Annotated in this window: 17 protein-coding genes, 1 tRNA gene and 1 pseudogene; 14 read left to right on the top strand and 5 right to left on the bottom strand. The window is 67.7% G+C overall.

The window, feature by feature from the left end:
* Positions 1-29 precede the first annotated feature (29 nt).
* Positions 30-695: a response regulator transcription factor gene (locus AUL35_RS01750; RefSeq protein ID WP_062011372.1), complete on the bottom strand. Its 666-nt coding sequence runs from the start codon at positions 693-695 to the stop codon at positions 30-32.
* Between the two features lie 151 nt (positions 696-846).
* On the opposite strand from AUL35_RS01750, the gene AUL35_RS22460 reads away from it, so the two are divergent.
* Positions 847-1,710: a hypothetical protein gene (locus tag AUL35_RS22460; RefSeq protein ID WP_062011370.1), complete on the top strand. Its 864-nt coding sequence runs from the start codon at positions 847-849 to the stop codon at positions 1,708-1,710.
* Positions 1,711-1,810: 100 nt separating this feature from the next.
* Here the strand turns inward: AUL35_RS22460 and AUL35_RS01740 are convergent.
* Positions 1,811-1,884, bottom strand: a tRNA-Gln gene (locus tag AUL35_RS01740).
* A 216-nt stretch (positions 1,885-2,100) separates the two neighbouring features.
* Here AUL35_RS01740 and AUL35_RS01735 point away from each other — a divergent pair.
* From AUL35_RS01735 to AUL35_RS22455, 3 genes are read left to right on the top strand one after another with little or no spacing between them, the layout of a single operon-like run.
* Positions 2,101-3,537, top strand: a complete 1,437-nt coding sequence (locus AUL35_RS01735) for a Ppx/GppA phosphatase family protein (RefSeq protein ID WP_374754472.1) — start codon at positions 2,101-2,103, stop codon at positions 3,535-3,537.
* Positions 3,534-4,238: an RlmE family RNA methyltransferase gene (locus tag AUL35_RS01730; protein WP_062011368.1), complete on the top strand. Its 705-nt coding sequence runs from the start codon at positions 3,534-3,536 to the stop codon at positions 4,236-4,238. Before AUL35_RS01735 ends, AUL35_RS01730 begins: the two co-directional genes overlap by 4 nt.
* Before the next feature lie 17 nt (positions 4,239-4,255).
* The gene (locus AUL35_RS22455) at positions 4,256-4,699 is read left to right on the top strand and encodes an N-acetyltransferase (RefSeq protein ID WP_062011366.1); all 444 of its coding nucleotides are present in this window, start codon (positions 4,256-4,258) and stop codon (positions 4,697-4,699) included.
* A 10-nt stretch (positions 4,700-4,709) separates the two neighbouring features.
* Here AUL35_RS22455 and AUL35_RS01720 read toward each other — a convergent pair.
* Positions 4,710-6,104: pseudogene (locus AUL35_RS01720) on the bottom strand (MFS transporter); the annotation flags it as partial.
* Between the two features lie 177 nt (positions 6,105-6,281).
* On the opposite strand from AUL35_RS01720, the gene AUL35_RS01715 reads away from it, so the two are divergent.
* Together AUL35_RS01715 and guaB are read left to right on the top strand one after the other, a co-directional pair.
* Positions 6,282-7,280, top strand: a complete 999-nt coding sequence (locus AUL35_RS01715; RefSeq protein WP_062011362.1) for an MBL fold metallo-hydrolase — start codon at positions 6,282-6,284, stop codon at positions 7,278-7,280.
* A gap of 117 nt (positions 7,281-7,397) precedes the next feature.
* The gene (guaB, locus tag AUL35_RS01710) at positions 7,398-8,903 is read left to right on the top strand and encodes an IMP dehydrogenase (protein WP_062011360.1); all 1,506 of its coding nucleotides are present in this window, start codon (positions 7,398-7,400) and stop codon (positions 8,901-8,903) included.
* On the opposite strand, the gene AUL35_RS01705 is transcribed toward guaB, so the two are convergent.
* The gene (locus AUL35_RS01705) at positions 8,882-9,793 is read right to left on the bottom strand and encodes a hydrogen peroxide-inducible genes activator (RefSeq protein WP_062011358.1); all 912 of its coding nucleotides are present in this window, start codon (positions 9,791-9,793) and stop codon (positions 8,882-8,884) included. The genes guaB and AUL35_RS01705 overlap by 22 nt on opposite strands.
* A gap of 106 nt (positions 9,794-9,899) precedes the next feature.
* On the opposite strand from AUL35_RS01705, the gene AUL35_RS01700 reads away from it, so the two are divergent.
* The 4 genes from AUL35_RS01700 (at position 9,900) to mgtE (ending at position 14,903) form a co-directional block, all read left to right on the top strand.
* Entirely contained in the window at positions 9,900-11,408 is a 1,509-nt protein-coding gene (locus tag AUL35_RS01700) for a catalase (protein WP_062011357.1), read from the top strand.
* A 176-nt stretch (positions 11,409-11,584) separates the two neighbouring features.
* Positions 11,585-12,883 (top strand): RsmB/NOP family class I SAM-dependent RNA methyltransferase, encoded by a 1,299-nt coding sequence (locus AUL35_RS01695; RefSeq protein ID WP_062011354.1) that lies wholly within the window; start codon positions 11,585-11,587, stop codon positions 12,881-12,883.
* Positions 12,880-13,329 (top strand): TspO/MBR family protein, encoded by a 450-nt coding sequence (locus AUL35_RS01690; RefSeq protein WP_062011352.1) that lies wholly within the window; start codon positions 12,880-12,882, stop codon positions 13,327-13,329. The genes AUL35_RS01695 and AUL35_RS01690 overlap by 4 nt, the downstream gene beginning before the upstream one ends.
* A gap of 227 nt (positions 13,330-13,556) precedes the next feature.
* On the top strand, positions 13,557-14,903 hold the full coding sequence (gene mgtE, locus AUL35_RS01685) for a magnesium transporter (protein WP_244493638.1): 1,347 nt from the start codon (positions 13,557-13,559) through the stop codon (positions 14,901-14,903).
* A 51-nt stretch (positions 14,904-14,954) separates the two neighbouring features.
* Here the strand turns inward: mgtE and AUL35_RS01680 are convergent, their stop codons facing one another.
* Positions 14,955-16,313: an esterase-like activity of phytase family protein gene (locus AUL35_RS01680; protein ID WP_062011347.1), complete on the bottom strand. Its 1,359-nt coding sequence runs from the start codon at positions 16,311-16,313 to the stop codon at positions 14,955-14,957.
* Positions 16,314-16,472: 159 nt separating this feature from the next.
* Here AUL35_RS01680 and guaA point away from each other — a divergent pair, with 159 nt between their 5' ends.
* From guaA to AUL35_RS01660, 4 genes are all read left to right on the top strand, one after another.
* Positions 16,473-18,029, top strand: a complete 1,557-nt coding sequence (gene guaA, locus AUL35_RS01675) for a glutamine-hydrolyzing GMP synthase (protein WP_062011346.1) — start codon at positions 16,473-16,475, stop codon at positions 18,027-18,029.
* A 121-nt stretch (positions 18,030-18,150) separates the two neighbouring features.
* Positions 18,151-18,915: a tetratricopeptide repeat protein gene (locus tag AUL35_RS01670; protein WP_062011344.1), complete on the top strand. Its 765-nt coding sequence runs from the start codon at positions 18,151-18,153 to the stop codon at positions 18,913-18,915.
* On the top strand, positions 18,912-20,333 hold the full coding sequence (gene der, locus AUL35_RS01665) for a ribosome biogenesis GTPase Der (RefSeq protein WP_062011342.1): 1,422 nt from the start codon (positions 18,912-18,914) through the stop codon (positions 20,331-20,333). The genes AUL35_RS01670 and der overlap by 4 nt, the downstream gene beginning before the upstream one ends.
* Positions 20,334-20,410: 77 nt before the next feature.
* Positions 20,411-21,544 carry a cell wall hydrolase gene (locus AUL35_RS01660; protein ID WP_062011340.1) on the top strand — a complete coding sequence of 378 codons (1,134 nt, stop codon included), beginning with the start codon at positions 20,411-20,413 and terminating at the stop codon, positions 21,542-21,544.
* Positions 21,545-21,582: the final 38 nt, after the last annotated feature.

Raw genomic sequence — 21,582 nt, 5'->3', positions numbered from 1 at the left:
GGGGCGATGCGGGGGCGGCCGAGGCGGTTTCATCGCTCGGCCGCCGTTAGACGGTAGCCCAGGCCGCGCGAGGTCTCGATCATGTCGTGGCCGATCTTGCGGCGTAGCCGCGCGATGATGACCTCGAGCGAGTTGCTGTCGACGTCGACGTCGCCCTCGTAGACACGCTCGGCGAGGTCCGCGCGGGTGACGACGACCTCCTTTCGCAGCATGAGGCAGGATAGGACGCGCCATTCGAGCCCGGTCAGCTTGAGGGGAAGCCCGTCCTTCTCGAATGCGCCGATCTGCGCGTCGAAGGTGAGCGGGCCGCAGTTGATGCGCGTGTCGGCGTGGCCGCGAGAACGGCGCACGAGCGCCCGCAGGCGCATGACGAGCTCCTCGATGCGGAACGGCTTGACGAGATAGTCGTCCGCGCCCGCCTTGAACCCCTGCACCTTATCGCCCCAGCCGTCTCGCGCGGTCAGGATCAGAACGGGCAGAGTTCGTCCGGCGCTGCGCCACGCCTGCAGCACCTCGATGCCGGACAGGGTCGGCAGGCCGAGGTCGAGAACGGCCGCGTCGTAGCCTTCCGTGTCGCCGAGATGCCAGCCGTCCTCGCCGTCGGCGGCATGATCGACAGCGAAGTTCTCGGCACGAAGCGCGGCGACGATTTCGGCCGAGAGTGCCGCATCGTCCTCGACCACAAGTACGCGCATCAGTCCGTCTCTCCGCCATCGCCCACAGGTCGCCGCGCCCGCCCGCTTCGCTAGGCGCGGCGGCTGAATGGAAGCTGAACCGCCCGGTTCAGGATCGGTTTCAAGCGGCTGGCTACAGCTGCGGCATCGCCTCAGGAAAAGGAAAGACGCGATGACGAACTCCATGAAGAAGCGCCTCGCCATGGCGGCTTTGGCCGCCCCACTCCTTGCCGGAACGGCAGCTGCGGTCGCCCAGACGCCGGCATCCGCGCCCGCCGTCGCCGCCACGCCGATCAACCAGCTGCGCGACATGAGCGCGATCACCCTGCAGGGGCGTGTCGCGGAGGTCTACGGCAACAGCTTCGTGATCGAGGACGCCACGGGGCGCGCGCTCGTCGACACCGGGCCGCAAGGTGACCGGCAGTCGCTCGTTGCAGTTGGCGACAGCGTTTCGGTTATCGGCCGCTTCGATCGCGGCAAGCTCCATGCCGAAGCGCTGACCGGCGCTAACGGGCAGACGACGCGCATCGAGCGTCCGCGCCCGGACCGCGACGGACCTCCCGGCCCGCGTGGCCCCGGTCGTCATGGCGGCCCGGGCGGTCCCGATGGCCCGGACGGCCCCCGCCCGGACGGCGACCGCGCCGAGCGCCGTGGAGGACCGATGGACTGGTTCGCCCGGGGCGGCGTCGACGAGACCGCAGCCAAGGCCGCCCTCGAAACGGCCGGCTACACCGACGTCGCCCTGATCGATACGAAGAAGCATCACGCCGAGTTCACGGCGAAGGATGCGAAGGGGGCGGCTTGGCAGCTGCGCGTTGACGAGGACAACCAGATCGCCGAACGCCGTCCCTTCGTCGCCCCCTTGGCGGAGGATGCCGCCCGGGCGGCGGCAGGCCGCCTCGGCTACACGGACCTGTCCGACTATGCCGTCCGGGGCGACCATGTCGAGATGGACGCCAGGGACGCGGGCGGACGCCAGGTGCGAATCGAGCTGAACGCCGACGGCACGCTGCGCAAGGAGCGTCTCGACAGCTGAGCAGTCCACGAAATCACCGGCCGGCGGCGACTTTCGCCGCCGGTCGCCAATGCGTGACGACCATGAGGCAGGCAAGCGGCATTGCGTGAACGGGAAGGAGTGGCTGGGGGACCTGGATTCGAACCAAGACTAACGGAGTCAGAGTCCGCTGTTCTACCCTTAAACTATCCCCCAGCAGGGATCGGAACGTCGACCATCCGGTCGGGCCCGGCAGCGGCGACTGCGTCGGCGCTGCGGGAGGTGAATTAGTCGACGAGCCGGCCTGCGTCAACAGGCGTTTGACGGGCTTTTGCGCATTGGAAGGACAACGGCTGTTTCAAGGCAAGCTGTGAGTCCGAAAACACGTCTCTTGTGCATCGTTGTTCAATTGCTACACTCCGAAGCAACGACATGACCGTTTCGCGGTCCCAGGAGCGCCCTTCGGGCCGGCTCCGGAGACAGATTGTGATCCATGACACGCAGCAGAGCCGCCGCGACGCACAGCCCTTGAGTTCAAACAGCGAAGTCGTCGTCCCGGTCGCGGCGGGAACGGCGGATTGCGACCTTCTGGCCGAGGTGGATCGCGAAACCGACGGAAAGCGACGAAACAAACGGAATCGCAGGCGGCGCGGGCGGAAGGCGGGACCATCCCAGGTCCCATCCGCGTTGCAGGGGGCAAGGGCTCTGCCGCCTTCGCTCGATGCGAAGTTGCGTCAGGCCGAGCGCGCGCTTCTCCTGCGCCAGGAGGAGGATCGGGCCGCCAGGCCCCAGGTGCCGCTGGCTACCCCGATCGAGATCCGGGTGCCAGCCGGTGACGTGCCGGCTGCGCCTCCCAGGATGCCTGCCTATGCGGCGCTGGATCTTGGCACGAACAACTGCCGCCTGCTTGTCGCCGTGCCGACGCGCCCCGGCCAGTTCCGGGTCATTGATGCCTTCTCGCGCATCGTACGGCTCGGCGAAGGGCTCGGCCGGACGGGAAGCCTCGCGGCCACGGCGATGGATCGCGCCGTGGCGGCGCTGGAGATTTGTGCGCAGAAGCTCTCCGCGCGCGAGATCTCCGGCGCCCGCCTGATTGCGACCGAGGCGTGCCGCGCGGCGGCCAACGGAGCGGAGTTCATCGAGCGCGTCTGGGCCGAGACGGGACTTCGGCTCGAGATCGTCAGCCGGGAAACCGAGGCGCGACTCGCCGTATCCGGTTGCGGCTCGCTGGTGGACCGCAATGCCCGGGGCGCGGTCCTGTTCGATATCGGCGGCGGTTCCTCGGAGATCGCGCTCCTGGACCTGCGCGGCGGGACCAGCCGGCGTCTGTCGAATCATATCGTGGCCTGGACCTCGCTGCCCGTCGGCGTCGTCTCGTTGGCGGAGCGCCACGGCGGGCGCGACGTGACGCCTGAGCTTTTCGAGCGCATGGTCGGCGAGGTCGTCACGTTGATTCACGCCTTCCCGGGTCGCGACAGGCTTGCGGCGCTCGTCGGCCGCGACGGTTTCCACCTTCTCGGCACCTCGGGAACCGTCACGACGTTGGCGGGGGTGCAACTGAAACTCGAGCGTTACGACCGGCGTCAGGTCGACGGGCTGTGGCTGAAGGATGACGAGGTGGACGAACTCGTCGACCGCATCCGCGGCTGGACGTTCGAGGAGCGCGTCGCCAATCCCTGCATCGGTTCCGACCGGGCCGATCTGGTCCTGGCCGGCTGCGCGATCCTCGAAGGGATTCGGCGCATCTGGCCAGCGCGCATGCTTCGCGTGGCCGATCGCGGCCTGCGCGAGGGCCTTTTGACGGAAATGATGGTGGCGGACGGCGTATGGCGCCGTTCCAGCGCCGGTGGAATGCGAGTGACGGCATGACGGGACGGGGCGACGACCGGGGGCTGCAGGTCCGGGTCAAGAAGAAGCGCGGGCTCACCGCCTCGTCGCGGCGCTGGCTTGAGCGCCAGCTGAACGATCCCTACGTGCGCCGTTCCAAGGCGGACGGCTATCGTTCGCGTGCGGCCTACAAGCTCATCGAGATCGATGATCGCTACCACCTCCTGAAGCCGGGCCAGCGCGTGGTGGATCTGGGTGCGGCCCCCGGAGGCTGGTGCCAGGTCGCCGTGGCGCGGTGCCTGTCGGGCGGCGAGGGGGCGGTGGTCGGCATCGACTATCTCCCCGTCGATCCGATTCCGGGCGCGACGATCTTGGAACTCGACTTCCTCGACGACACGGCGCCGGGTCGCTTGATCGAGACCCTGGGCGGCACGCCCGACATCGTCCTGTCCGACATGGCTGCGCCGACCACCGGCCATCGCCGGACGGATCACCTGCGCACAATGCACCTGTGCGAGGTCGCGGCCGACTTTGCCGTGCGAACACTGAAGCCCGGCGGTCACTTCCTGACGAAGACGTTCCAGGGCGGGACGGAGGGCGATCTGCTCGCCATGCTGAAGCGGGAGTTCCGCTCCGTCCATCACGTCAAGCCGCCGGCCTCGCGCGATGGCTCGGTCGAGCTCTATCTGCTCGCCAAGGATTTTCGCGGACAGGCCCGACGCGACGAGGAGAGCGAGACCTGAGCGACGATTCGATCCGATTGCGGCTGCGGCTCGACGAGCCGCGAGCTGCGAACTGGCCGACGGGTGTCGTTCTCGCTCCCTTTCGCCCGGCGGACGCGCCGGAAGCGCTGCGGGTCCTGATCGACGCCTACCACGACGGCTATGCGGGCGCGTTCGAAGGCGGTGACGACTGGTATGCGAGGGTATCGCGCGACGACGAGTGGGACCCGGCACTCGTGCTCCTGGCACGGGATGTCGAGACGCAGCGCATCGTCGGCGTGTGCCACGGCTGGACCAGCGCCTTCCTGAAGGACGTCTGCGTGGCGCGGGTCGCCCGCGGACAGGGGCTCGGGGAAGCCCTCGTTCTCTCCCTGGCCGAGTCCTACCGCCAGCGGGGCTTCAGCGCGATGGACCTGAAGGTGCTGCCCGGCAATGCGCCGGCACGCGGCCTCTACGCGAAGATGGGCTTCCAGGAGGCCTGAGCGGCCTCGGCTACTCCGCCGGAACGCGCTGCCCCGAGACCTCGGCGCCCGCCTCGTCGGGGAGACGGCGAAACGGCCAGGCCGCGAAGATCGTCACGAGGCCCACCGCGAAGAAGGCGACCTGGAAGTTCCAGAGCGTCGGATGTCCCGTCCCGTTGAGGAGGATGCCCGCCTCCAAGATCCCGCCTGCCATCGCGACGCCGCCCGCGATCGCTACCTGCTGGAAGGCCGCGACCATCGAGGTCGCGTCGCCGGTCCGCAGCTTCGGCACGTCGGCGAAGGCGAGGACGTTCGTGCTCGTGAAGAAGAGCGAGCGGAAGAAGCCGCCTATCAACAGCAGCACCACGAGGATCGGCACGGGCGTCGACGGCTCGTAGAAGCCGATCGCCCCGATCAGAAGTCCGCCCAGGATCGCGGCTCCGGTGAGCGTCGTGCGGAAGCCGAGGTTGCGCAGGATCGGGCGTACCAGAACCTTCATCGTCATCGCGCCGCCGATGGAAACCGCACTGAGAAGGCCCGACTGAAACGGCGTGTAGCCGAAGCCAAGTTGCAGCATCAGCGGAAACAGGAACGGCACGGCGCCGGCCCCGATGCGGAACACGCCGCCGCCGATGATCGCGGTGCGCAGCGTCTGCAGCTTCGCGAGCCGCAGATCGAGGACAGGACGCTCGGTTCGCCCCGCATGGCGCACGTAGAAGGAGGCGAACAGCAGTCCGAGCGCTGTCATGGCGATGCCGAACAGCGGCGGCAGCGCGGGAAGCGACACGACAGAGAGGCCGAACACGACGCCCGAGCAGGCAAGACCCGACAGGACGAAGCCCGTCCAGTCGAAGCGCACCTCCGGCATCGTCTCGATGCGCGGAAGATATCGCTGCGCAAGCGCCATGCCGATGACGCCGATGGGCAGGTTGATGAAGAAAATCCAGCGCCAGTCCGCATAGGTCGCGATCGCGCCACCGATGGGCGGGCCGATCAGCGGTCCGATCAGGGCGGGGAAGGTGAACCACGCCATGGCGCTGACCAGATCGGATTTGGGAACCGCGCGGATCAGAAGCAGGCGCCCGACCGGCGTCATCATTGCCCCGCCCATCCCCTGCAGGAACCGCGCCGCCACGAACCCTTCTAGCGAGGAGGCGAAGCCGCAGGCGAGCGATCCCAGCATGAAGACGGCGATCGCCATCTGAAACACGGGCTTGGCGCCGAAGCGGTCCGCGATCCGTCCCGAGATCGGGATGAAGACGGCGAGCGAGACGTAATAGCTCGTCAGCGCGAGCTTCAACGCGATGGGACTCGCGCCGATGTCGTGCGCGATGGTGGCGAGCGAGGTCGCGATCACCGTCGAGTCGATGTTCTCCATGAACAGCGCGACGGCGAGGACAACCGGAACGATGCGTTTCAAGGTCGTTTGTCCGGTAGGGCGGGATGGGGATAGGCTGTAAGCTCGACTTAGCGCCCTCGCAAGAGCGTGATCGTGAAAGCTCCGTAAGGGCGTTCGCGTTCCGTTGCGCCCGTATTGCCTCGCCGGTCCGGCGCCTCATCTTGTCGCCAGCCAGAACCCATCTCCTTATGCGGAAGCGAGCCGATGCCAGTCAGGACCGGAATCAATCGACGCCACGCCCTGATGCTGGCGGCCGGCGGCATGGCCGCGGGCGCCATGCCGATGGGCGCGTCCGCACAGGAGGGAACCATGGAGATCGAGACCTTGATCGACGAGAACCCCGGTGCCCCCGGCTGGCGGCGCTTCACGGTCGGCGATGCGGTCGTCGTGCAGATCCTCGACGGCATTCGGCCGGGCGAGGGGCCGTTTCCGACCTTCGGCGAGAACCAGACGGCCGAGGCGGTTGGCGACCTGATGGCGGCCAACGGTCTGCCGCGCGATCGCTTCGTGAACTTCTTCCAGCCGACGCTGATCGAGCTCGGCGACCAGCTCATCCTGATCGACACGGGAATGGGCGAGGGCGGACGCGGGAACGGCTCGGGTCTCCTGCTGCAGCGTATGGGTTCCGCCGGCTACGCACCTGAGGACGTCGATCTGGTCGTCCTGACCCATCTTCACGGCGATCATATCGGCGGACTGATGGAAGGCGGATCGCCGGCCTTCCCGAATGCCCGCTATGCGATCGGCGAGCGCGAGCTCGAGTTCTGGACGTCCGACGAGGCGTTGGCGGGCGCCGCTGCCGGGAATGCGAAGATGGTCGCCCAGATGGTGGTGCCGCTTCGCGACCGCGCGACCATGCTGGAGGACGGCGACGAGGTGGTGCCCGGCCTGACGGCGCGCGCCGCCTTCGGGCATACGCCCGGAATGTTGGCCTTCGAGCTGCGCTCCGGCGAGCGGCGCATGATGTTCATGGCCGACACGTTCAGCCAGTTCGTGGTGTCGTTTCAGCACCCCGAATGGCACGTCCGCTTCGATATGGACAAGGAGGCGGCGGCCGCGACCCGCAAGCGCTTCGCCGAGATGCTGGCGGCGGAGAACATCACCTTCGCGGGCTTCCACCTGCCGTTCCCGGCGGTCGGCACCGTGGTGAAGGACGGCGACGCCTATCGCTTCATGCCGGAGAGTTACGCGACGCTTCTCTAGCCTTCGGCAGCGCGTCTTCTTTTCTTCGCACTGCACACGTGCTACGAGCCCGTGCCAATCCTGATCCGCCGGCGTGTCTCGCCCGAGAGCGCCGGCCTTGTTTTTGAGGACTGGCGCATGGCTCGCATCATCGAAACCGCCACCGGCGCGTTGGCTCTGACCTTCGACGACGTGCTGCTGCAGCCGGCTCATTCGATCGTCATGCCGGGGCAGGTCGATGTGCGCACCCGCATCACGCGGACGCTGAACCTCAACATCCCGATCATTTCCGCGGCGATGGATACGGTGACCGAGGCGCGCCTTGCGATCGCCATGGCTCAGGCCGGCGGCATCGGCGTCATCCACCGCAACCTCACGCCGGCCGAGCAGGCCGAGGAGGTCCGGCAGGTCAAGAAGTTCGAGTCGGGCATGGTCGTGAACCCCGTCACGATCGGACCCGATGCGACGCTCGGCGACGCGCGCGCCCTGATGACCGCGCACAGCATCTCCGGCATTCCCGTGGTGGAGAACGCCGGACGGGGCGGCCAGACCAAGGGCCGGCTCGTCGGCATTCTGACGAACCGCGACGTGCGCTTCGCCTCGGACGACCGCCAGAAGATCTTCGAGCTGATGACGCGCGAGAACCTCATCACGGTGCGCGAGAACGTCGAGCAGGACGAGGCCAAGCGTCTCCTGCACAAGCATCGCATCGAGAAGCTCCTCGTCGTGGACGGCGAGGGGCACTGCATCGGCCTCATCACGGTCAAGGACATCGAGAAGTCGCAGCTCAACCCCAACGCCGCGAAGGACGACCAGGGCCGACTTCTCGCGGCCGCCGCCACAAGCGTCGGCGAGGACGGGTTCGAGCGCGCCGAGCGCCTGATCGACGCGGGCGTCGATCTCATCGTCGTCGACACCGCTCACGGGCATTCGCAGCGTGTTCTGGACGCCGTGAGCCGCGTGAAGCGCCTGTCGAACCACACGCAGGTCATCGCCGGCAACGTCGCCACGCGCGACGGCACGAAGGCCCTGATCGAAGCGGGCGCCGACGGCATCAAGATCGGTATCGGACCCGGCTCGATCTGCACGACGCGCATCGTGGCGGGCGTCGGCGTGCCGCAGCTTTCCGCGATCATGGACGCGGTTTCGGTTGCCGACGATTCGGACGTGCCAGTGATTGCGGACGGCGGCATCAAGTATTCCGGCGACCTGGCCAAGGCGCTGGCGGCCGGCGCCTCGGCCGCGATGGTCGGCTCGCTGCTGGCGGGCACGGAGGAAAGCCCTGGCGAGGTCTATCTGCATCAGGGCCGCTCATTCAAAGCCTATCGGGGAATGGGCTCGGTGGGCGCCATGGCGCGCGGCTCGGCGGACCGCTACTTCCAGGCCGAGGTGCGCGACACGCTGAAGCTCGTGCCTGAGGGCATCGAGGGTCAGGTCGCCTACAAGGGCTCCGCGTCTGCCGTTCTGCACCAGCTGACGGGAGGCCTGCGCGCGGCCATGGGCTATACGGGCGCCGCGACGCTCGAGGACTTCCGCCGCAACTCGACCTTCGTGCGCATCACGAACGCGGGCCTGCGCGAGAGCCACGCGCATGACGTCACGATCACGCGCGAAAGCCCGAACTATCCCGGCGCGGTCGGCTGATCCGCCGAAAGGCAAGTGCGGATCAGTTCGGCAAGCCGCTCGTAGTCCGCGCGCCGGTGCGACGATGTGCGGAAGGCAAGGGCGAGCGTTCTCGATGGCGCCGGCTCGCGAAACGGCAGGAAGGCGATGCCGCCGACCCGGCGCTCGGCCGCGAGCGCGCTCTGGGGCACGAGCGTGACGCCGAGCCCGCCCGCGACCATGCGCAGGAGCGTGGCCAGACTCGTCGCGCCCAGCAGCGACAGGTCGCGCCTGTCGGCCAGCCGGCACACGTCGAGCGCCTGGTCTCGGAGGCAATGGCCCTCCTGCAGGAGGATCAGGCGCCGGCTGTCGAGTCCTCCGGCATCGACCGGTTGCTCGGTGCCGGACGCCTCGCGCTCCGGCACCGCCAGCCAGAACGGGTCGATGCCGAGGAGGATCGTGTCGATCCCGCGTCGCTCCACCGGCAGCGCCTGGACGAGGCAGTCGATCGTCCCGTCCGCAAGGTCGTCAAGCAGCGCGGCGGTCACGTTCTCTCGCACGCCGACCGCGAGCCGAGGGTAGGAGCGTGAGAATTCCGAGAGAAGGCTCGGCAGGAGGTAGGGCGCGAGCGAGGCGATGATGCCGATCCTCAGCTGGCCGACAAGCAGCCCGCCGGCATCCTGTCCCAGCGCCTCCAGATCGCGCAGCTCCGCCATGATGCGCCGTACCCTTGTCTGCACCTCCAGGCCACGCGCCGTCAGGATCGGGCCCGCCGGGCGCCGCTCGAAGAGGGGGCAGCCAAAGACCTCCTCCATCTGAGCGATCTGCGCCGAAAGAGCCGGCTGGCTGATGGCGAGCTGCCGCGCCGCGCGACCGAAATGCAGCGTCTCGGCCAGGGTTTCGAAGGAGCGGAGCTGTCGGGTCGTGAGCATGTCGATCCGATAATCTGATCGGGCGGGTTTGAAAATACGATTGGATGTGATCGGTGGAATCTGTTGGAACGGGTCTAACCCAGGGTCCAGCAGGGAGACGACGACCATGTCCGATAGACCGAGGCTGACGACGACGGCGGGCGCACCGCTTTCCTCCAACCAGAACGCCAAGACGGTCGGCCCGCGCGGCCCGGTTCTGCTCGAGGACTACCAGCTCATCGAGAAGCTGGCCCATCAGAACCGCGAGCGCGTTCCCGAGCGCGTGGTGCACGCCAAGGGCTGGGGCGCCTACGGCACGTTGACCGTGACCGAGGACATCACGCGCTACTCGCGCGCGAAGGTCTTCAGCCAGGTCGGCAAGAAGACGGAGATGCTGGCCCGCTTCTCGACGGTCGCCGGCGAGCAGGGTGCGGCCGACGCCGAGCGCGACGTGCGTGGCTTCTCGTTGAAGTTCTACACCGAGGAGGGCAACTGGGACGTCGTTGGCAACAACACGCCCGTCTTCTTCGTCGGCGACCCGTACAAGTTCCCCGACTTCATCCACACGCAGAAGCGCCATCCGCGCACCAACCTGCGCTCGGCGACCGCCATGTGGGACTTCTGGTCGCTCTGCCCGGAGTCGCTGCATCAGGTGACGATCCTGATGTCGGATCGCGGCATCCCTGTCGATCCCAGCCGCATGAACGGTTACGGCAGCCACACCTTCTCGCTCTGGAATGCGGCGGGCGAGCGCTTCTGGGTGAAGTTCCACTTCAAGACCCGTCAGGGCCACAAGACCTTCACGAACGAGGAGGCGGAGAAGGTCATCGCGAAGTCGCGCGAGAGCTATCAGGAAGCGCTCTACGGCATGATCGAGGCCGGTGAGTTCCCGAAGTGGGACTTCTTCATCCAGGTCATGCCGGAGATGGAGGCCGAGGAGTTCGAGCGGAAGACAGGCTGGAGCGCGTTCGACCTCACCAAGGTCTGGCCGCACGGCATGTACCCGCTGATCAAGGTCGGCGAATTCGAGCTCAACCGCAACCCGGACAACTACTTCACCGAGATCGAGCAGTCGGCCTTCAACCCGTCGAACGTCGTTCCCGGCATCGGCTTCTCGCCGGACAAGATGCTCCAGGGTCGCCTGTTCTCGTATCCGGACGCGCACCGCTACCGCATCGGCGTTCACTACGAATCGCTCGAGGTGAACAAGCCGCGCTGCCCCGTCGCGCACTACAACCGCGACGGCTCGATGCCCTTCGGCCTCAAGACCAACCCGGACGCCTATTACGAGCCTAACTCGTTCGGCGGCCCGGTCGAGGACCCGAGCGTGGAGGAGCCGCCGCATCGCTATTCCGGCGAGGTGGGGCGCTACGAGTTCCGCGGCGAGGCGGATCACTACTCGCAGCCGCGCGCGTTGTTCAACCTGTTCGACGACGCCCACAAGCAGCGTCTGTTCAAGACACTGGCGGGCGCGATGCAGGGCGTGCCGCAGTTCATCATCGACCGGCAGCTGGCCCACTTCGACAAGGTCGACCCGGCCTATGGCGCCGGCGTGCGCAAGGCGCTGTCCGAGCAGGGCCGCGACGACGCGCAGGCGAGCCTGACGACGAGCCATGGTGCCGAAGCCGCCGAGTAGGGCGTCAGCAATTCGAAGCACGAATGCGGGGGCCGGCAGCCATGCCGGCCCTTTCGCGTTTTGGCGTTGTGCCTGTTGCGAACGCGGCGGGCGGTGTATTCGCCCTGCGATCTGTCCCTTACTGCGACGCGAGCCCGCATGACCCAATCGATCCCGACCCTTTTCCAGGTGTGGCGATGCGCTTAGGCGGACGCATCGCAGCCGCCGCCGAGGTGCTCGACGACATGGCGGCCCGGCGTCGTCCCGTTGCCGACGCGCTGAAGGACTGGGGCCTGTCGCACCGCTTTGCGGGATCGGGCGATCGCTCGGCGATCGGCAACCTCGTATACGACGTCCTGCGCCGGCGCCGCTCGCTCGCGGCCCGCATCGGATGCGAAACGAACGCGGACCTCGTCTACGGCGCGGTTCTGGACGCGGGCACGGGCGTCGACACGCTCCTGGCAGCGGTCGAGGGCGACCGCTTCGCGCCGGCCTTGCCGCCGATCGGCCAACTGGAACGCTTCGCCTCGGGTGCGCTACCCGACGATGCGCCGCCTGCGGCCATGGCCGACGTGCCGGACTGGCTTGCAGCGCCACTTGAGGTTTCGTTCGGAAGCGATTGGATTGCTGAAGCGCGTGGCCTCTCCGATCGTCCGCCGCTCGACCTGCGGGCCAACCTCCTGAAGACAACGCGCGACGACGTGGTGGCGGATCTCGGGCCGCTCGGCGCGCGGCCAAGCGCGCTGTCGCCCTGGGGGCTGCGGATCGATCCGATCGAGGGCGACGGTCGCCACCCGAATGTCCAGGTCGAGCGCGGCTTCCAAACCGGCCTGTTCGAGATCCAGGACGAGGGCTCGCAGATCGCGGCGCTTCTGGCGGGCGCCGCCCCGGGTGAGCGCGTGCTGGACTATTGCGCGGGCGCAGGGGGCAAGACGCTGGCGTTGGCGGCCGCCAGCGGCAACGAGGCCGAGATCCACGCCTTCGACGCCGATCGGCAGCGCCTGGCGCCGATCTGGGATCGGCTCGCTCGCGCCGGCGCGGAGGCCGTGGTCCATCAGCCGCGAGAGGATCTGTCGGCGCTGCATGGTGCGATGAACCTCGTGGTCGTCGACGCGCCCTGCACGGGGTCCGGCACCTGGCGCCGCCGCCCGGACGCGAAATGGCGGCTGACCGAAGCCCAGCTTCGCAAGCGCATGGGCGAGCAGGACCACGTGCTGGAACGCGCGTCCGAGTTCACGGCCCCCGGCGGCAGGCTTGCCTACATCACCTGCTCCGTTTTGCGGGAGGAGAACGCCGAGCGCGTCGAGAGCTTCCTGGCCGGCCGCACCGGCTGGCGGCTCCTCGACGCCGAAGCGCTTTGGGCGGAACGCCTGCCGGGAGTGCCCAAGACCTATCGAGCCGCGCGGATCGGGACCGGTTCGGTGCTGACCCTAACCCCGCGCCTGTCCGGAACGGACGGGTTCTTCTTCGCGATGCTGGAGCGAAGTATCGCATGAAGCGATGGCTGCAACTGCTCGTCTTCCTTGCGATATCCGTTGGCGGGGGCGCCTTGATCGGTAGCGCAAACGCTCCGGACGACTGGTACCGGCATCTAGCCAAGCCCTGGTTCACGCCGCCCGGCTGGCTCTTCGCGCCGGTCTGGACGGCGCTCTACGTTCTGATCGGGGTCGCCGGGTGGCGTGCCTGGCGGTCGGGTTCTCGACCGCTTGTGACGGCCTGGATCGTCCAGATGGTCCTGAACTTTCTCTGGTCGCCGATCTTCTTCTCGGCCCACGCACCCGTCGTCGCGCTTCTCGTGATCGTCGGCCTGCTGGTCTCGATTCTCGCGTTTCTTGGTCGAAGCGCCGCGAAGGACCGGTCGGCGTTCTGGTGCTTCGTTCCCTATGCGACCTGGGTCGCCTTCGCGACGCTGCTGAACGGCACGATCGTCGCGTTGAACTGACGATTCGCGCCGCAAGTCTGCATTGCGCCGAGTTCATTTGACAGCCGGACGGCGGAGGAGCATTGGCGCCTCTGCGACCCGCTCGTCGAGCCGCGCGAACCCCACGGGAAACCATGTCTAGCGACAGTTGTAACAGGCCCGCTACAGGAGCGGTGGTCGTTCGCTAGCGCCTTGCTGGCCTCGTCCGCCGCCACGCGCGGGCGGAGACGAGACCCATGCAGGAAGAGATGGATATCCGCGTCGGCGACACCCGGATGCTCGCCGCCCACGAGGCTGCGTCGGACCTCGTCGATCGGCTGAATTCGCAACCCCTCGAAAAGGCCGTCGAGGCGATCGAGGCCAGCCCGATGCGCCTGGCCGTCGATGCACTGGACCAGCCTGAATTCGCCGCCGCCGCCGACGTTCTGGCAGCGCTCGCCCCGGCGCGCGCCGCCCGCCTCGTGAACGAGATGTCGGCAGATCGCGCGGCCGATGTGCTGGCGGAGATTCCGGACGAGGCCCGAACCGCCATCGTCACCCAGCTGCCGGTCCCGGTCCGCACGTCTCTGAACGCGCTGCTGGCCTACCCGCGCGATACGGCGGGCGGCATGATGACGACGGAATTCGTCGCCATGCCCGACGACGCGACCGTCGCGCAGACCTTGGACCATGTCCGCACGGTCGAGCGCAGCCGCGAGACGATCTATGCGATCTACGTGCTCGATCACGTGACCGGGCGGCTGCGCGGCACGGTCTCGTTGCGGCAGCTCGTGATCGCTGCGCCCGATATGGGCATCGCGGAACTGGCCCGTGATCCGACATCGATAAAGCTGCGGCCGGACACGGATCGCGAGGAGGTCGCGCGGATCATCCGGCGTCGCGACCTTCTGGCCGCGCCCGTGGTCGATGCGGACGACCGGATGCTGGGCATCGTCACGGTGGACGACGTGATCGATGCCATCGTCGAGGAGCACAACGAGGACACTCAGAAATTCGGCGGTGTCGCCGCCTTCGACGAGTCCTACCTGAAGATCGGTTTCTGGCCGATGATCGGGAAGCGGGCCGGCTGGCTGAGCGCGCTGTTCCTCTCGGAGATGCTGACGGCCAGCGCGATGCAGCACTTCGAGACGGAGCTGGAGCGGGCGGTGCTGCTGACGCTCTTCATTCCGCTCATCATGAGCTCGGGCGGGAACTCGGGAAGCCAGGCCACCTCGCTCATCATCCGTGCGCTCGCGGTGGGAGAGCTGCGGCTGCGCGACTGGTGGCGTGTTGTGCTGCGCGAGGTTCCGACCGGCGTCGTGCTGGGCACGATCCTCGGAGTGGTGGGAATGCTGCGGATCGCGCTCTGGCAGCAACTCGGCTTCTACGACTACGGCACCTACTGGCATCTGATCGCGCTGACGGTCGGTCTGGGTCTCGTCGGTATCGTGACCTTCGGATCGGTGGCCGGTTCGCTGCTGCCCTTCGCGCTGCAGCGTCTCGGCTTCGATCCGGCCAGCGCCTCGGCCCCGTTCGTGGCGACGCTCGTCGATGTGACGGGTCTGGTGATCTACTTCTCGGTCGCGCTGGCGGTCCTCAGCGGAACGCTTCTCTGAGTCCGCCGTGCCGGGCGGGTGGCCGCCCGGCACTTTGCTTTTCGGGTTGCGTCAGCGGGCGCGCAGGAAGTCGCCGACCTCGAGCCGGACGAACTCGTTGTCGTCGGTCTCGTTGAGCGCTCGGCCGGCGGAGAAGGGGTAGTTGTTGTCGTTGCCGACGACGATGTGGTTCTCGTCGATACGGTCGACGTTCTCGATCGTCACGACGGGCATGTCGTAGCGCCCGTTCTCGCCTCCCTGACGCGCCTTGCCCGCCGGGTCGCGGATGTCGAGAAGGTCGATGAAGCCGATCTTGCGGGCGGCCTGGCCGACATTCGCCTCGTTGACCTCGATCTTATAGACGCGCTTCACCTTGGCAGGCGTCGCGAAGCAGCCGGCGTCCGGCTCGCGCTGGCAGGCCTGCGCGGCGCGGCCGGCGCCGTTGTCGCGCTCGATCACCAGCGCGGTCGAATCGTCGAGCATGTTGAAGTCGCCGATCGCGACGCCGCCTTCGCCGAGCGGATACAGCCAGGAGCGGCCGGTCCAGTCGCGCCTGGCCGTATCGAACTCGACGATCCGCAGCGCCGTGCGCCCGTCCGCGGTCTTTTCAGCCGCGCCGTCCTTGTAGACCGGACCTTCCAGGATGCCATACAGGCGCGAGCCGTCCGGTGAGCGCGCGAGGCCCTCGAAGCCGCCCGAACGCTTCAGGTTGAAGGCGGGCAGGGGCTTGGTCGGATCGGCCGGCAGAGACAGCGCCGGGTGATCGGGCGAGCGGATCTCCGTTTCTCCGACCCGCGTGGCATGGACCGAGGTCAGGCGGCCTTCGCGGTCGAAATGAAGGAGGTAGGGACCGAACTCCTCGCCGATCCAGAAGCCGTCCTCGACCGGTTGGATGGATTCGACATCAAAATCCGCGCCGGTCAGGTAACGCGTATCGGTTCCCTCGAGGACGATCGGGAACGGGGCGACCTTGTTCGGGTCGCTCAGGAAGACGGTCTCCTTGCGATCGACGCGTCCGCCCTCCCAATCGAAACCGAGCTTGTGGAGCATGAGCATGGCGTCGCTCGAGTTGCTCTTCGAGCCGAAGCCGTTGTCCGACAGGGTCCAAAACGCGCCGTCCGGCATGGCGCGTATGCCGGAGAAGCCCTGCACGGCCTGCCCGTCCAGCGGCAGGCCGGCATTCGTCGGGCGCTTGCCGTCCATACCCGGCACGGAGCCGAGCGCCTCGCTACGCTGACGGTCCGGCGTCGTGAACTTGCCGGCATGGCGAAGATGCTCGGGCGCGTTCTCAGGGGCGGCGATTAGCGTGTCCGCCGGCAGGACGACCTGCGCATCCAGCGTGGCCGGGAAAGACTGACCCTCAGGCGACTGCGCCGAAGCGCCGCTCACGCAGAGCGCAACGAGGGGAAGGGCGGCGAGAATCGATTTCATGTCGGGCTCCGGCGGCGAGTGATCGGCGACCCGGGAAAGACCTCCGAACCATGACAGGGAGGCTACGAGGACGCGACGGATTGATGAAACATGCGGTTGGCGGCCCCTCGCACCCGCGCCGGGCCTTGCCTTTCCGGACTTCTTATCTAGAAGTCCGCCATGACCCAGCACCCAGACACCATCCTCATCGTCGACTTCGGCTCCCAGGTCACGCAGCTCATCGCGCGGCGTGTGCGCGAGGCGGGCGTTTATTCCGAGATCGTGCCCTTCCAGTCGGCGGAAGAGGGTTTCCTGCGGCTCAGGCCAAAGGGCGTCATCCTGTCCGGCTCGCCGGCCTCGACGACGGAAGCGGACTCACCCCGTGCGCCCGACGCGATCTTTACCGCGGGCGTTCCGGTTCTGGGCATCTGCTATGGCCAGCAGACCATGTGCGCACAGCTTGGCGGCCGGATCGAGGGCGGTCTCCACCGCGAGTTCGGCCGTGCCTTCGTCGAGGTTCAGAAGCCGTCGCCTCTCTTCGACGGCATCTGGGCGGAGGGCACGCGCCACCAGGTGTGGATGAGCCACGGCGACCGGGTGACGGCACTGCCGAAGGGCTTCGAGATCGTAGCGACGTCGGCCGGCGCACCGTTCGCGGCGATCGCGGACGAGGCGCGCCGCTTCTATGGCGTTCAGTTCCACCCGGAGGTGGCTCACACGCCCGATGGCGCGAAGCTCATCTCCAACTTCGTCCACAAGATCGTCGGCGCCCCGGGCGATTGGACCATGGCGGCCTTCCGCGAGCAGGCGGTCGAGGAGATCCGCGCCAAGGTCGGACGCGAGAAGGTCATCTGCGGCCTGTCGGGCGGCGTCGATTCGTCGGTCGCGGCCGTCCTCCTGCACGAGGCGATCGGTGATCAGCTGACCTGCATCTTCGTCGATCACGGTCTGCTTCGCATGGGCGAGGCGGAGCAGGTCGTCACCATGTTCCGCGATCACTACAACATTCCCCTTGTCCACGTTCAGGCGCAGGACCTGTTCATCGATGCCCTGGCGGGGGAGATGGACCCGGAGGTGAAGCGCAAGACCATCGGGCGTCTCTTCATCGAGACCTTCGAGGCGGAGGCCAAGAAGATCGGCGGCGCGTCGTTCCTCGCGCAGGGCACGCTTTATCCGGACGTGATCGAATCCGTTTCCTTCACGGGCGGACCTTCGGTGACGATCAAGTCGCATCACAATGTCGGCGGCCTGCCGGAGCGCATGAACATGAAGCTCGTCGAGCCGCTGCGCGAGCTCTTCAAGGACGAGGTGCGCGTTCTCGGCCGCGAGCTCGGCCTGCCCGAGCCTTTCGTCGCCCGCCACCCGTTCCCCGGTCCTGGGCTCGCGATCCGCTGCCCCGGCGGCGTGACGCGCGAGAAGATCGCGATCCTCCAGCAGGCGGACGCCATCTATCTCGACGAAATCCGCAAGGCAGGGCTCTACGACGCCATCTGGCAGGCTTTCGCGGTGCTTCTGCCGGTTCAGACCGTCGGGGTCATGGGCGACGGGCGGACCTACGAGTTCGTCTGCGCGTTGCGCGCGGTGACGTCGGTGGACGGCATGACCGCCGACTTCTACCCGTTCGACATGGACTTCATGGGGCAGGTCGCCACGCGCATCATCAACGAGGTGAAGGGCATCAACCGGGTGGTCTACGACATCACGTCGAAGCCGCCGGGCACGATCGAGTGGGAGTGAGGCGTCGGTCCTGCTGAGCTAGGTCCCTTTCGCGAAACGGAAAATCCGTTAGAAAGCCCTCCACGATCGAGTTTTCAGAAGGTCCAGCGCGCCAGCGCCCGGCCGACGCAGGTGAGCAGCGATGACCAACGACACATTCATTCGCGAGGTGAACGAGGAAGTTCGCCGGGAACGGATGGAACGGCTCGGCCGGCGATACGGCGCGATCGCGATCGCCGTGGCCGTCGCGATCGTGCTTGGCGTCGGCGCCTATGTGTTGTGGGAGCGGTATCGCGAGGGGCTGGAAGCGGCCGACGGCACCCGTTTCGTCGAGGCCGGCGCGCTGATCGACGGCGGCAAGCCTGACGAGGCGCGGCCCATCCTCGAAGCGCTGGCGTCGAACGGTGTCGCCGCCTATCCGACGCTCGCCCGGCTCCGTCTGGCGGATCTCGCGCAGGCAGGCGATCCCGCCGCCGCGGTTCCGCTGTTCGACGCCGTCGCCAACGACGGCTCGGCCCCGCAGAACCTGCGCGACGCGGCCGCCGTGCGTGCCGCCTACATTCTCGTCGATACGGGAACGCTGCAGGACGTTCGTGCGCGCGTCGAACGGCTGACGGTCGAGAGCGAACCCATGCGATACGTCGCCCGCGAGGCCGTGGCGCTTTCCGCCTTCAAGGCCGGCGACGTCGAGACTGCGCGACCTCTCTTCCAGCAACTGGCCGAGGATCTGGGAACGCCGCGCGGCATCAAGCAGCGCGCCGGACTGATGGTCGAGACGATCGCCGCGTCCACGCCTGCCGCCGCGCCCGCCGCATCGGCACCGGCACCCGCCTCCGCTCCGGTCGAGGGTGGTGCTGCGCCTGCGTCCTCCACTCCCGCCGCACCCGCAGGACAACCGCCCGCATGACGCGTCCCGTCACGATCGCTCTTGTCGGCCGGCCGAACGTCGGCAAGTCGACGCTCTTCAATCGTCTCGTCGGCAAGCGCCTCGCGCTCGTCGACGATCGCCCGGGCGTCACGCGCGACCGCCGGGAAGGCGAGGCCAAGCTCCAAGACATCGAGTTCCGCGTCATCGACACGGCCGGGCTCGAGGAAGCCGGGGCCGAGACGCTGGAAGGGCGTATGCGCGCCCAGACCGAGGCGGCCATCGACCAGGCCGATCTTTCGCTTTTCATCGTGGACGCCAAGGAAGGCCTTGCGCCCCACGACGAAGTCTTCGCCGAGATGCTGCGGCGTCGTAACAAGCCGGTGGTCCTCGTCGCCAACAAGTCCGAGGCGCGCGGATCCGATGCGGGCTTCTACGATTCGTATTCGCTGGGTCTGGGCGAGCCCTGTCCGATCTCCGCCGAGCACGGCGAGGGCATGAGCGACCTGCGCGACGCGATCGTGGATGCGCTCGGCTACGAGGTCTTCGCGGACAATGAGAACGAGTTGGTGGACGAGACCGCCATCGACGTCGAAACCGACGAGGACGGCGAGCCGGTCGAGCGATACGATGCGACGAAGCCGCTCAACATCGCGATCGTCGGCCGTCCGAATGCCGGCAAGTCGACACTGGTCAACCGCTTCCTGGGCACCGACCGGCTTCTGACGGGACCCGAGGCCGGCATCACGCGCGACTCCATCTCGGTCGAGTGGGAATGGCGCGGCCGGCGGATCAAGATGTTCGACACGGCGGGCCTGCGCCGCAAGGCGCGCATCCAGGAAAAGCTGGAGAAGCTCTCGGTCGCCGATGCCCTGCGAGCCATCAAGTTCGCCGAGATCGTGGTCGTCGTCCTCGACGTGACCGTGCCCTTCGAGAAGCAGGATCTCTCGATTGCCGACCTCATCGCGCGCGAGGGTCGCGCGCCCGTGCTCGCCTTCAACAAGTGGGACCTCGTGGAGGATCGGCAGGAGGCGCTGGCCGACCTGCACGAGAAGACGGAGCGGCTTCTGCCGCAGCTGCGCGGCGTTCGCACTGCGACCGTCTCGGGCGAGACCGGCGAGGGGCTCGACCGTCTGATGCAGGCGGTGGTGCAGGCGCACGAGACCTGGAACCGCCGCATCTCCACCGCGAAGCTGAACCAGTGGCTGGAGCGCATGGTGGCGCACCATCCGCCCCCGGCCGTGGCGGGGCGCCGCGTCAACGTGAAGTACATGACGCAGATCAAGACGCGGCCTCCGACCTTCGTCATGTCGACCACGCGGCCGGAAGCGATCACGGCGGCCTATCAGCGCTACCTCATCAATGGCCTGCGCGATCACTTCCAGCTGACCGGCGTGCCGGTGCGCATCCATTTGCGCAAGCCGGACAATCCCTATGCCGGCGCACGCAAGCGCTCGTGAGCCCTCCGGAGCATTAACGCGCCGCTAAGGTTAATGGGAGATGTTCTGACCTCGACCGCAACGATCGAGGCCGGGTCATGCCGATCATCTCCAGGAATGTCGATCGCCGCGCCGCTCGATCCCTCCGCCGTCGCCGCCTCCGCGGCGCGGTGGCGTTTGCTGCCTTCGCCTCGGCGTTCCTGGTCGCGTCACCGGTCGAGCAATTGGTGGACAGGGATGGCGGCTCCGTCATCGCCTCGCTGTCCGCACTTTCCGACGCGCCTGATTTCGCCGACGACGTCGTAGGCGACGCCGCACGGAACGCGGGCCCGGTGTATGTCGCGGACGGCGGACGTTCACGGATGGCGGAGCGGGGCGGGCGGGTCGCGCCGCATCGTCTTGCCGCCGTTCAGCCGCGTTTTGCCGCCGGCAGCCTGGGCGCCGTGTCTGGCCTTCTGCGCGCCGGCATGGCGCTCGGCGACAGCGAGATGCGGACCGCTCTCGCCGGGCCACAGCCCTTCGGTGAGCGGATGCGCATCGCCGCGCAATTCCGCGATCCCTCGCAGTCGACGCTGATGGCCGAAATCGCCCGTACCACCGGGCCGGTTCCGATTCTCCATGACGTCGCGGTAGCCGAGCGCGTCGACGCTTCGCCCGCCTCGCTGGCGGCGATGGCGGCCTATGCGCCGTCCGAGGGGTCGGGTGCCGCCAGCCTGTTCGACAACGTGCTGAAGCCCGCGCCGGACGGGGGCGCCTTCGTTCCGCCGATCGGTGGCAAGGATCACGCCTGGGCCGCGGCGACACTCCCGCCCTCGGTCTTCGGCGCCGACGAGCAGAAATGCCTCGCGACCGCCATTTACTTCGAGGCGCGGGGCGAGTCGGAAGAAGGGCAGGCGGCGGTCGGGCAGGTCATTCTGAACCGGGTTCGCAATCCGACCTATCCGAAGACCATCTGCGGCGTCGTCTATCAGAACGCCGACTGGCGCAACCGCTGCCAGTTCTCCTTCGCCTGCGACGGCATCAAGGATGTCATCTGGAACCGCCGCGCCTACCAGGTCGCCGAGCGAATCGCCGACGAGGTGACGCGCGGCAAGACCTGGATACCGGAGGTGGGCTCGGCGACCCACTACCACGCAGCCTATGTGAAGCCGCGCTGGGCCCGGGCGATGGAGAAGGTCGACAAGATCGGCCTTCATATCTTCTATCGCACCTTCAACGGCGGTTGGAACTAGGCTGCCGCCCGCCTATCATCGCGCGAGAGGCGACGCCC

This window comes from Aureimonas sp. AU4 (assembly GCF_001463765.1).
Classification (GTDB): domain Bacteria; phylum Pseudomonadota; class Alphaproteobacteria; order Rhizobiales; family Rhizobiaceae; genus Aureimonas.
This window is presented reverse-complemented; position numbering and strand designations above follow the sequence as displayed.